The organism is Pseudomonas sp. D3, from assembly GCF_029320995.1.
GTDB lineage: Bacteria > Pseudomonadota > Gammaproteobacteria > Pseudomonadales > Pseudomonadaceae > Aquipseudomonas > Aquipseudomonas paraveronii.
In genome coordinates this window covers 2240032-2251710 of record NZ_CP119772.1, presented here as the reverse complement: position 1 = coordinate 2251710, position 11679 = coordinate 2240032, and the positions used below count along the sequence as shown (strand labels likewise).

Annotated in this window: 11 protein-coding genes and 1 pseudogene; 7 read left to right on the top strand and 5 right to left on the bottom strand. The window is 61.9% G+C overall.

Going from position 1 to position 11679, the window contains the following annotated elements:
* Positions 1 to 14: 14 nt before the first annotated feature.
* From sixA to P3S72_RS10390, 3 genes are read right to left on the bottom strand one after another with little or no spacing between them, the layout of a single operon-like run.
* A complete protein-coding gene (gene sixA / locus P3S72_RS10400) occupies positions 15 to 464 on the bottom strand; it encodes a phosphohistidine phosphatase SixA (protein ID WP_276197250.1) in 450 nt (149 codons plus the stop codon).
* Complete coding sequence (locus P3S72_RS10395; RefSeq protein ID WP_276197249.1) at positions 461 to 808, bottom strand: DUF4389 domain-containing protein; 348 nt, start codon at positions 806 to 808, stop codon at positions 461 to 463. The genes sixA and P3S72_RS10395 overlap by 4 nt, the downstream gene beginning before the upstream one ends.
* A gap of 10 nt (positions 809 to 818) precedes the next feature.
* Entirely contained in the window at positions 819 to 1844 is a 1026-nt protein-coding gene (locus P3S72_RS10390) for an NAD(P)H-dependent glycerol-3-phosphate dehydrogenase (RefSeq protein WP_276197248.1), read from the bottom strand.
* A 195-nt stretch (positions 1845 to 2039) separates the two neighbouring features.
* Here P3S72_RS10390 and P3S72_RS10385 point away from each other — a divergent pair, with 195 nt between their 5' ends.
* The 5 genes from P3S72_RS10385 to fabB all read left to right on the top strand — a co-directional run bounded on the left by P3S72_RS10385 (position 2040) and on the right by fabB (position 8986).
* Positions 2040 to 4160 carry a TonB-dependent receptor gene (locus tag P3S72_RS10385; protein WP_346429964.1) on the top strand — a complete coding sequence of 707 codons (2121 nt, stop codon included), beginning with the start codon at positions 2040 to 2042 and terminating at the stop codon, positions 4158 to 4160.
* A gap of 1 nt (position 4161) precedes the next feature.
* Entirely contained in the window at positions 4162 to 5091 is a 930-nt protein-coding gene (locus tag P3S72_RS10380; RefSeq protein WP_276197246.1) for an ABC transporter substrate binding protein, read from the top strand.
* Positions 5088 to 6989: an ATP-binding protein gene (locus P3S72_RS10375; RefSeq protein WP_276197245.1), complete on the top strand. Its 1902-nt coding sequence runs from the start codon at positions 5088 to 5090 to the stop codon at positions 6987 to 6989. The genes P3S72_RS10380 and P3S72_RS10375 overlap by 4 nt, the downstream gene beginning before the upstream one ends.
* Before the next feature lie 249 nt (positions 6990 to 7238).
* Positions 7239 to 7754, top strand: a complete 516-nt coding sequence (gene fabA / locus P3S72_RS10370) for a 3-hydroxyacyl-[acyl-carrier-protein] dehydratase FabA (protein WP_247396474.1) — start codon at positions 7239 to 7241, stop codon at positions 7752 to 7754.
* An 11-nt stretch (positions 7755 to 7765) separates the two neighbouring features.
* Entirely contained in the window at positions 7766 to 8986 is a 1221-nt protein-coding gene (gene fabB / locus P3S72_RS10365; protein WP_276197244.1) for a beta-ketoacyl-ACP synthase I, read from the top strand.
* Between the two features lie 92 nt (positions 8987 to 9078).
* On the opposite strand, the pseudogene P3S72_RS10360 reads toward fabB, so the two are convergent.
* Positions 9079 to 9330: pseudogene (locus P3S72_RS10360) on the bottom strand (methyl-accepting chemotaxis protein); the annotation flags it as partial.
* Positions 9331 to 9501: 171 nt separating this feature from the next.
* Between P3S72_RS10360 and P3S72_RS10355 the strand changes: the two are divergent.
* Positions 9502 to 9918, top strand: coding sequence for an OsmC family protein (locus P3S72_RS10355; protein ID WP_276197243.1), 417 nt, complete (start codon positions 9502 to 9504; stop codon positions 9916 to 9918).
* Between the two features lie 64 nt (positions 9919 to 9982).
* Positions 9983 to 10849: a pirin family protein gene (locus tag P3S72_RS10350; RefSeq protein ID WP_276197242.1), complete on the top strand. Its 867-nt coding sequence runs from the start codon at positions 9983 to 9985 to the stop codon at positions 10847 to 10849.
* A 97-nt stretch (positions 10850 to 10946) separates the two neighbouring features.
* On the opposite strand, the gene P3S72_RS10345 is transcribed toward P3S72_RS10350, so the two are convergent.
* The gene (locus P3S72_RS10345; RefSeq protein WP_276197241.1) at positions 10947 to 11675 is read right to left on the bottom strand and encodes a dienelactone hydrolase family protein; all 729 of its coding nucleotides are present in this window, start codon (positions 11673 to 11675) and stop codon (positions 10947 to 10949) included.
* Positions 11676 to 11679: the final 4 nt, after the last annotated feature.

The window sequence follows — 11679 nt, the reverse complement described above, 5'->3', positions numbered from 1 at the left end:
AGCAGCGAAAGAGCCTACGGATGCTTCACGCTGACCAGGCTCATCAGCCCCGCCAGCGGGAATTCCCCCTCCAACTCCGCCAGGCTGGCGGTGTACATCGGCGACGGCTGACGCTGATGGCCATGCTGCAAAAAGCTGATCAGGCTGCCGACCAGCGGCTGATGGCTGACCAGCAGCACATTGTCATCCGTGTCGAGTTTTTCCAGCACCTGCTGCGGATTGCAGTCCGGCGTCAGCCAGGGCACGGTGCGGATGTCCGGCGCGAAGCCCAGCGCCTCACGCACCAGGTGCGCGGTCTGCTGCGCCCGTACATACGGGCTGGCAATGATCGCACTGATGGGCTGGCCGATCAGGTGCGCCGCGCTGCGCAAGACTTCGGCCCGGCCCTGCTCGGTCAGCTTGCGCTCAGCATCGGTGCGTGCGTGCCCTTCGGCTTCGCCGTGGCGCAAAATCCACAGTTTCACAGTTTTGGCTCTTCATCACGTACCGGGTGCGGTGCCGGCGGCACGCTGTGGGCGGCTTCGCCTTCCGGCGCACGCGGCGTCGGCCAGTCAGCGAATGGCCAAGGCTTTTGCTCAGTGTGAAAGCTGCCGAAGCGGCCGATCTGCGCGAGGAACTGGCTCAGGCTGTCGCCAACATTCATCAGGCCCAGGTTCGGCGCGCCGTAGACCAGCCGGTAAATCAGTTGCACCACCACCAGCGCACCGAGCAGGAACTGCGCCACTTGCCACACCAGGGCAAACACCAGCATCCACAGGATGCGCAGGACAATGGACTCGTACTTGGGGGCTGCTTTCGGATCGTTCATGACGCGTTCCTCAGTTGAAACCACTGGTGGAAATAAAGTCGACATCGGTTTTCGGCTCGGCGCGCATCAGCAATTCGATGACCTGGTTCAGGGTGCGCCCTTCAAACAGGATCGCATGCAGCCCGGCGACCAGCGGCATGTACACACCCGCTTCCTGGGACTTGGCTTTGAGCACCTTGAGGGTATTGACCCCCTCGGCCACTTCGCCCAGGCGCGTCACCGCGTCTTCCAGGCTCAAGCCCTGGCCGAGGGCAAAACCGACCTGATAGTTGCGGCTTTTCGGCGACGAGCAGGTGACGATCAGGTCGCCCACGCCCGCCAGCCCCAGGAAGGTCATAGGGTTGGCGCCCTGGCTCACCGCGAAGCGGGTCATTTCCGCCAGGGCGCGGGTGATCAGCATGCTCTTGGTGTTCTCGCCCATGCCCAACGCCACTGCCATGCCGGCAATGATCGCGTAGACGTTTTTCAGCGCACCGCCCAGCTCGACGCCGAAGCGATCGCCACTGGCGTACACGCGAAAGGTACGCCCATGCAGCACGGCCTGGACCCGCTCGCACAGTGCTTCGTCTTCACTGGCGATCACGGTGGCGGTCAGCGCATGTTCGGCCACTTCCCGCGCCAGATTCGGCCCGGACAGCACGCCAATGCGCGCCTGTGGGGCGATCTCTGCGAGGATTTCGCTCATAAGCTTGAAGGTGTGCGCCTCGATGCCCTTGGTCAAACTGACCAGCAGCTTGCCCGCCAGGCGTTCGGCGTGGGGTGCGAGCACCGAGCGCAAGGCACTGGAAGGCAGCGCGACGAAACACAGCTCGCAGGCCTCCAAGGTCGCCTGCAAGTCGGTGACCGGCTCAACCGCCGGATGAATCTTGATGCCTTTAAGGTAGCGCGGATTTTCTCGATGGACGCGAATGGCCTCGGCCTGTTCGGGATCGCGCATCCACTGGCGCACCGGATGACCGTTCTCAGCCAGCAGGTTAGCCACGGCGGTACCAAAACTTCCGCCTCCCAGGACCGCAATAGGGCGCTGTTCAGTCATATGCAATCCGTTAATCCATACCAGTGGCGATGGCAGCATTATACGGAGCCCCCCGCTTGCGGCCAGCCCCCGTATCAATTCACACGCCTGTCGGAAAATGCCATATCGGCGCGGGGGAATTGCAAAGGCGACGACTGGCAAATGGCCCAGCCTCGGTTAACATGGTCGGCTATTCGTAATTATCAAGGCCGTGTCGTGTATTTGGGCCCTCCTCCCCGTTCATCTCTGTGGTTGATGTTGCTGTGCAGCGGCGCGGTGCTTGCCGACGACCTGTTCCTTGACAACCAACCGCTGCCGCAGGTGCTGACCGCCACACGCCTGAAACAATCGGCCGCCGCCGTACCCGGCAGCATGACCGTGATCGACAGCGAACTGATCAAGGCCAGCGGTGCACGGGACATCGCCGAGCTGCTGCGGCTGGTGCCGGGCATGATGGTCGGCTACACCAGCGGCAATCAGGCGGCGGTGAACTACCACGGCACCAGTGCCAGTGATGCGCGACGCATGCAGGTTTTGATCGATGGCCGCTCGGTTTACCGCGCGGGCCTGGCCACGGTGGACTGGAGCGATATTCCAGTGGCCATGGAAGACATCGAGCGGATCGAAGTGTTCCGCGGGCCCAACACCGTCAGCTACGGCGCCAACGCGTTGATGGCGGTGGTGAATATCCTCACGCGCTCACCGGCTAACAGCCACGGTTCAAGGATAAAAGTGGTACGCGGCGAACGCGGGATCAATGATTTCTATGCCAGCCAGGGCGTGGGCTGGGAAACCGGCGACCTGCGCCTGTCCATGTCCGGGCAGCAGGACGATGGCTTTGACAGCAACGCGGTGGGCGCCGACCGCCGTGACGGTCGGCGTCTCAACCGCTTCAGTCTGGCGGTGAGCCAGACGCTGAACGCGCAACAAAGCATCGACTGGCAACTGAATGCCAAGGAAGGGACCAATCAGCGTCCTTATACCTACGTGCCAATATTCGCGGGGGTTACCGAAGGCGGCAACAATTCCGACGTTGCCGCCAAGGACTATGCCGGTTCCCTGCGTTGGAATTTCGATTTCAATCCCGAACACAGCCTGTATATCCAGGGCTCCGCCCAGCAATGGGACCGCCGGCAGATCTGGAAAGCCTGTGATGCCAAGGTGTCGTTCAGCCCGGAACTGACCCGACTGTGGCAGCTCAACCCCAATTACGCCGAACGATTGGCCCGACACATGGACACCTACAGCCAAGGTGTTGCGCCCCCCGGCAGTGTCGACGAACAAGCACTGGGCAACCAAGTACTGGACCAATGGCGCAACGGCGCCAGCCAGAGCGTGTGCGGTGACATCGACCAAAGCACCCGCGAAAGCCGCTACGACCTGGAGGTCCAGGACACCCTGAGCCTGTCCGACAGCCTGCGCCTGGTCAGCGGTATGAACTATCGCTATGACCGCGCCGACTCCGACACCTATTTCAACGGCACCCAGAATGACACCACCTGGCGCCTGTTCGGCCAGCTTGAATGGCGCGCCAGCGAGCATTGGTTGCTGCAGGGCGGCACCATGTACGAAGACACCCACCTGAGCGGCAACTCGCTGACGCCGCGGGTGGCGGTCAACTACCTGATCAACCCGCGCCACGGCCTGCGCGCGGTGTACTCCGAAGCGATCCGCTCGCCGGACATGTTCGAGAACAACGTCAACTGGAGCTACCGCGTCACCAACCTCAGCTCGCCGGCCTACGGACAAAATTCCGGACAGTACTTCGTGGCGACACGCGGCCCGGGCAACCTCGATAAAGAGCTGATGAAATCCCGCGAATTGGGCTATAACGGCTTTTTTGCCGACATCGGGCTGAACATGGACGTGAAACTGTTCTACGACGAAATCACCGACATGATCAGCTCGCCGCTGCGCAATAATCAGTACATTGCCAGCAACGCCAACAGCTCGCGCTTTACCGGCGCGGAATCCCAATTCGACTGGCGCATGAGCAACGCCGACCGCCTGCGGCTGACCTATGCTTACGTCGACGCCAGCTCCAGCAACCCGCTGGACAAGGCGCAAACCGCACGCAACAGCGGTTCGGCCGGCTGGTTGCGCGAATGGGGGCACGGCTGGTCTAGCGCCTTGTTCTACTATGGCGACGACGCCCTTAACCGCTATCGCTTCGAACGGGTCGACCTGCGGGTCGCCAAGCGCATCGCCTTGGGCAAAGCCAACGTGGAGCTGGCCGGCATGTTGCAACAACGCCTGGATGACCAGCCCACCACCTGGGCCGACAACAACTACGACCATCGCCAAGTGCTCTACTTCAGCGCGGAGTTAGAGTTCTGACATGGGCGATCAGTCACGGATGCCCCTCCTCTCTCCCCCCAGACGCTGGCAGCGCGGCCTGCTGCTGCTGTGCCTGCTGCTAAGCATACCGGCCTGGAGCGCCGATATCCTGCTGACCGCCGCCGAAGACGGCGCCGGGGTGCAGGCGTTCGTCCAGGCGCTTGCCCTGCAGCGCCCCGACGACCACGTGACGTTCACGCCGCTCACTGACCTACCCGCGCCAAGCCAATTACCCGCCGGTACGCGCCTGATCCTGTTGGACCTGCCCAGCCTCGACTGGCGCCTGCAGGATGCCCAGGGCCCGTCGACCCTGGTGTTGCGCATCAGCCGCCTGCAGGCCCGCCAGCGCCTGGGCCAGGGCATACCGGCCAAAATCAGCCTGTTGTGGAGTGATCCGCCGCTGGAACGCCAACTGCGGCTAATCGCCACAATCCTGCCCCAGGCCAGGCGCATCGGCGTGCTCTACGGCGCCGACAGTGAATTCCTGCTCCGCGAGTTGCGCCAGTACGCCGCGCCGATGGGCCTGGAGATCGTGCCCCAACGCTGGGACGACATTAACGACAGCCGCCCACTGCTGCATTTGTTCAGAAACAGCGATGTGCTGCTCGGCCTTGACGACCCACAGCTATACAACCCGAAAACCGCGAAGAACCTGCTGCTGAGCAGTTACGCCCGGCAACTGCCGCTGGTGGGGCCCAATGCCGGGTTCGTCAAGGCCGGCAGCCTAGCCAGCACCTACAGCGACCAGACCGACTGGCTGGCCGTGCTCGACCGCCTGCTCGATCACCCGCCAACCGGCTGGGCGCGCACGTTGTACCCGGAACAGTTCAAAGTCATGGGCAACCCGCAAGTCGCACGCTCACTGGGCATCGAACAGGTCGACGAAGCCAACGTCGCCGCCCGCCTGGCCGAAGGAGAAAAACGCCCATGACCTTGCGTCGTCGTTGGGACATCAACACCCGCACCCAGCTCATCACCCTGGGCCCGGCACTGTTACTGACACTGCTATTGATCAGTTTCTTCACCTTCGTGCGCATCCAGGACCTGCGCCAGGAACTGGACCACACCGGCCAACTGATCGCCAACCAATTGGCACCGGCCACCGAATATGGGGTGATCTCCGGCAACAACGACGTGCTCGACAGCCTGCTGCGCGCGACGCTGGCCACGCCCCATGTGCGTTTTCTGGAGATTCAGGACAGCGCCGAGAACATCCTGGTGTACGTCGAGCAACCCTCGGAAAATCACGACCGTTCGCTGTCGGTCAAAGTGTTCCAGGCACCGATCCGCCTGCAACATATCCAACTGGGCAATGACTTTTTCCAGGACAACCTCAACGAACCCAAGGCGCCGCGTGCCGACTACCTGGGCCGGGTGATCGTCGGCATGTCCAACGATGCCTTCAGCCAGCGCCAGCAGGAGATTCTGTTCAAGGCCGGCGTGCTCGCGCTGTTCGCCCTGCTGTTTACCTTCCTGCTCGCGCGGCGCCTGGCCGCCAGCCTGTCGCAGCCGATCAGCGCCATGGGCCATGCGGTCAAGGCGATCCAGCAAGGCGACTACAAGACCCCGCTGCCGATTGTCGATGACTCAGAGCTCGGCGACCTCTCGCGACACATCAACAACCTTGCCGAAGGCCTCAACCAGGCCAGCCGCGAACAGCAGCAGGCTATGGCCCAGTTGATCCAGACCCGCGAGGAAGCCGAGCGGGCGAACAACGCCAAGTCGGATTTCCTGGCGATGATGAGCCACGAGTTGCGCACGCCGATGAACGGTGTGCTGGGCATGCTGCAACTGCTGGAAACCACCGAGATGACCGAAGAGCAGACCGAATATGCGGCGCTGGCCTCCGAGTCCACGGAACATTTACTCAAGGTCATCAATGACATCCTCGACTTCTCGCGCATCGAACGCGCGGCCCTGGAGCTGGAACACATTCCGTTCAACCTCGCGGACCTGATCAACAGCTGCGCCCAGGCCTTCCAGCACAGCGCCCAGCAGCGCGGGCTGAGCCTCGAATTACCGATCCCGCAGGGCCTGGACACGTTGCGCGTGAAGGGCGACCCGACGCGTATCCGCCAGATTCTGGTGAACCTGATCGGCAACGCGCTCAAGTTTACCGAACACGGCAGCGTCAGCGTCGAGCCCCATTGGCAACCCCTCGACCCTGAACTGGTGTGGTTCACCTGCACCGTGCGCGACAGCGGCATTGGCATTTCCGCCGAGCGCCTGGAACGGATGTTCGATGCCTTCCAGCAGGCCGACAGTTCCATTTCAAGACGTTACGGCGGCACCGGCCTGGGCCTGCCCATCGCCCGGACCCTGGCCGAACGCATGGGCGGCACCCTGCGCGCGCAGAGCGAAGAAGGCCGTGGTTCGGAGTTCACCCTGGAAATCCCGCTGGCCATCGACCAGCACAGCGTGCCGGCCATTGCCGCCAACGCCGAAGGCAAAGCCAGCGCGGGCAATGGCCGGCATGTGTTGCTGGTGGAAGACAACCCGGTCAACCGTACCGTGGTCGAAGCCATGCTGCGCAGCCTGGGTTTTGAAGTGAGCCTGGCCACCGACGGCGCCGAGGCGATCCGCAGCGCCGAGAGCCTGATTTTCACTGCGATCCTGATGGACTGCCGGTTACCGCTGATCGACGGCTACGAAGCCACCCGGCAGATTCGCCACCTGCCGGGCTGCGCCGACCTGCCGATCATCGCCCTCACCGCCAACGCCTTGCAGGGCGATCGCGAACTCTGCCTGGCCGCCGGAATGAACGATTACCTGGCCAAGCCGTTCAAACGCACGGATTTGCAGCAAATCCTGCAGCGCTGGGTGCAATAGCGCCGCGCCATTAGCCAACTGCGACTGGCGTGAAAGACGAAAGTGCGGCAGTCTTAGGCACCCGAACGGACCGCTAAACAGGCCCGGTTTATAATTTCAGTGAACAAGTGTACATTGAGTGCCTTGACGCTGTGACTTTCACTACAACGCAATAGTCTATGTGTAGGCTGCCGATATGAGGCATGAACGCGTCGTCGGTATCGGGAAGATTTGCCCTACCCTGCCGCATGGGATTATTGAGGAGCTCGCATGACCAAACAAAACGCCTTTACTCGGGAAGACCTGCTGCGCTGCAGTCGCGGTGAGCTGTTCGGCCCAGGTAACGCGCAACTGCCCGCCCCGAACATGCTGATGGTGGATCGCATCACCCATATCAGCGAAGAGGGTGGCAAGTACGGCAAAGGTGAATTGGTCGCCGAGCTGGATATCACTCCGGACCTGTGGTTCTTTGCCTGCCATTTTGAAGGTGACCCTGTCATGCCGGGCTGCCTGGGCCTCGACGCCATGTGGCAACTGGTCGGCTTCTACCTCGGCTGGCAAGGCTTGCCCGGCCGCGGTCGCGCCCTGGGTTCGGGCGAAGTGAAGTTTTTTGGCCAGGTTCTGCCAAGCGCCAAGAAAGTCACCTACAACATTCAAATCAAGCGCGTCCTCAAGGGCAAGCTGAACCTGGCCATCGCCGACGGTTCGGTGACTGTCGACGGTCGCGAGATCTATACTGCCGAAGGCCTTCGGGTCGGCGTATTCACTTCCACTGAAAACTTTTAAGGGTTATCCGCATGCGCCGCGTCGTTATCACTGGTCTGGGCATCGTTTCTTGCCTGGGCAATGACAAAGAGACCGTCACCGCTAACCTGCGTGCAAGTCGCCCTGGCATCCGCTTCAACCCGGAATATGCCGAAATGGGTCTGCGTAGCCAGGTTTCCGGCTCCATCGACCTGCCCCTCGAAGAATTGATAGATCGCAAGATCTACCGCTTCGTCGGCCACGCTGCCGCCTACGCCTACTTGGCCATGAAGGACGCCATCACCGATTCCGGCCTGAGCCACGATCAGGTCTCGAACGTGCGTACCGGCCTGATCGCCGGCTCCGGCGGCGCGTCCACCCTGAACCAGATGGAAGCGCTGGACATCCTGCGCGAGAAAGGCGTGAAGCGCGTTGGCCCGTACCGTGTCACGCGGACCATGGGCAGCACCGTTTCCGCCTGCCTGGCCACGCCGTTCCAGATCAAGGGCGTGAACTACTCGATCTCCTCTGCCTGCGCCACCAGTGCTCACTGCATCGGTAACGCAGTTGAGCAGATCCAGCTGGGCAAGCAGGACATCGTGTTCGCCGGCGGTGGTGAAGAAGAACATTGGAGCCAGTCGTTCCTGTTCGACGCCATGGGCGCCCTGTCCACCCAGTACAACGACACCCCGGAAAAGGCCTCCCGCGCCTACGACGCCAAGCGTGACGGTTTCGTCATCGCCGGCGGCGGCGGCATGGTGGTGGTCGAGGAGCTGGAACACGCCTTGGCCCGTGGCGCGAAGATCTACGCGGAAATCGTCGGCTACGGCGCCACTTCCGACGGCTACGACATGGTTGCGCCAAGCGGTGAAGGCGCCATCCGCTGCATGCAGATGGCCATGTCCACCGTGGATACCCCGATCGACTACATAAACACCCACGGCACCTCGACTCCGGTCGGCGACGCCAAGGAAATGGAAGGCGTGCGCGCGGTATTCGGCGACAAGGCACCCGCCATCAGCTCCACCAAGAGCCTGTCCGGTCACTCCCTGGGGGCCGCAGGCGTTCACGAAACGATCTACTGCCTGCTGATGATGGAAGGCAACTTCATGGCTGGCTCGGCTAATATCGAAGAGATCGATCCGGTCGTCGCCGATATGCCGATCCTGACCAAGACCGTTGAAAACGTAAAAATCGACACCGTGATGAGCAACAGCTTCGGCTTCGGTGGCACTAACGCCACCCTGGTGCTGAAACGCTGGCAGGGCAAGTAAGCCCCGCAGGTTGATCACATGAAAAAGCCCCGACTGGTTCGGGGTTTTTTTATGGATTTTTGCTGAATCCCGCCGATCATCTGTTCGATTTACTGGCGCTGCCGGTGCAACCCGCGGGTGGCGTCTTCGATCACGCAACTGAGCTCTTCGGGGGCCGACGCGAGCGGGCTGGATGATTCGGAAATGCGCCGCAGGGTATCGCGAAGGTTTTCCTGCATGCCCTTGAGCGCTTGTTGTAGACGCGCCGCCTCATCCCGGCCACTCGGGCTGATCTCGCCGGCCAGATCGCCACCGACGACGTTCTGGGCGGCTCTCAGCGACCGCCCCAGCGACAGCACGATGCTGCAGGCTGTTTTTGACCTGAATGATTTCCTGCTCGTTCTGCGCGAGCGCCTGAAGCTCGCGAATGCTGGGAATCATGCCCGCAGCTTCCTGGAAAAAATCCTGGAACGCCTGAGTGCCAGCATGTTCTATAACTGCATGACTTTCTTCCTGCCACGCTTGTGAGGTTCGCCATGCCTGTTACCGTCAACACCCTGAATGCCGACAACTTCCGCCACAGCCTCAACATCGATAACCACGAGTTGTTCACCGACCTGCCCAAAAGCCTCGGCGGTGACGACTCCGCCCCCTCGCCCCATGGCTATTTCGATGCGGCCCTGGCGTCATGCAAGGCCCTGACCCTGAAGCTGTATGCGCAGAAAAAGGGCATCCCGCTGACCGGCGTAACCGTGGAAGTCACCCACGACGACAGCGAAGAGCAAAAGGGCAAGTACGTGCTCAACGTCAAACTGACGCTCAAGGGCGTGCTCACCGATCAGCAACGCGACGAACTGCACCGCATCGCCGACCGTTGCCCGATACACAAACTGATGACCACCGCCGAGGTGAGCATCGAGACAAAATTGGCGGAAGGTGCCTTCAGCCAGTAGCGGCAACCTCTGGTCGAGCGGGTTATGCTCTGGGCTATCCAACCCGCTCAGACTGGGACGCACCATGACCACCCTCACCGTGATCCGCCCTCGCCTCGAAGATGTCGAAGGCCAGCCCATCCTGCGCCCGCTGCCATCGCGGGAATGTCGCAGCGTCGGGCCGTTCGTGTTTTTCGACCATATGCTGCCGACCCGCTATGCGCCGGGCAGCGGTATGAATATCCGCCAGCACCCGCATATCGGCCTGTCGACCCTCACCTACCTGTTTGAAGGCGCCTTGCAGCACAAGGACAGCCTCGGTTCGGACCAGTTGGTGGAGACCGGCGACGTGAGCTGGATGACTGCCGGCAGCGCGATTGCCCACGTCGAACGTACGCCCGAGGCACTCAAGGCCAAGGGGTTCAGCCTGCATGGGCTGCAAGTGTGGCTCGCCTCACCCAAGGACCACGAGACCGGGCCTGGGCACTACAGCCACCATCCGGCGGCTAGCTTGCCGGCCAGTGACAACCTGGGCGTGCAGATCCGCCTGATCGCGGGCAATGGCTTCTGCCTCAAATCACCGGTGCCGGTCCTGTCGCCCACGCTGTATGCCAACGTGCAGATGCAGACGGCCACCACCCTGCTGATCCCCGACGAGCATGAGGAACGCGCGGTGTACGTGCTGGAGGGTGACGTGCAGTTGGACGGTGAACCACTTGAGGTACACAGCCTGGTGGTGCTGCCGAGCGGACAGGAGATGACTCTGTCTGCCGAGACCGATTGTCACCTGATGGTGTTCGGCGGCGCGCCGCTGGATGGGCCACGCCGGATCAACTGGAATTTTGTGGCGAGCGATCCGGCCGTGATCGAGCAGGCCAGGCAGCGTTGGGCGGCGGCGGATTGGCCGACGGTGCCCGGTGAAACCGAAAGAATTGAGTTGCCTGTGAGATAGCATTCGCGAGCAAGCCCGCTCCCACATTCGACCGCATAACGCGGTTAAATGTGGAAGTGGGCTTGCTCACGATGAGGCCAGGACAGACGCTAGAGACTTAGCCCTTGAACACTTCATCCAACAAGTTATGCATCGACTGGAACGCCCGCGCAGCGGTCTTCGCGTCGTACATCATCATGCCTGGCACATTGGCATGCGGGTCGGTGAAGGAATGCACCGCACCGCCATAGCTCAGCAGCTGCCAATCCACAACGGCCGCGTTCATCTCATCTTCGAACGCCGGCAGTTGCTCTTTCGGCACCAGCGGGTCGGAGGCGCCATGCAACACCAACACTGAACCCTTGATGTTCTTCGCATCCGCCGGGTTTGGCGTGTCGAGGCTGCCGTGGAACGAAACCGCCGCCTTCAACGGTGCGCCGGTGCGCGCCAGCTCCAGCGAGCAGCAACCGCCAAAGCAGAAACCGAAGGTGGCCAATTTGGACGTGTCCACCGCAGCTTCGGTCTGGCCTTGCAGTTGCTCAAAGGCCGCCTGCATGCGCGTGTTCAACAAGGGACGGTCGTTCTTCAACGGCATCATTGCCGCAGCGGCTTCATCGTTATTCGACGGGCGCACGGTTTGCCCGTACAGGTCGGCGATCAGTACCACGTAGCCTTTACTGGCGACGCTCTTGGCGATCTCTTCGGCACCTGCACTCACCCCCATCCAGTTCGGCGCCATCAGCAGGCCCGGTAGCGGGCCGGTTTGGCTGGCATCGAAGGCCAGGCGGCTTTCATAGGACTGGCCATCAATCTGATAGACCACGGAACGCACAGTGACTTGGCTCATCATT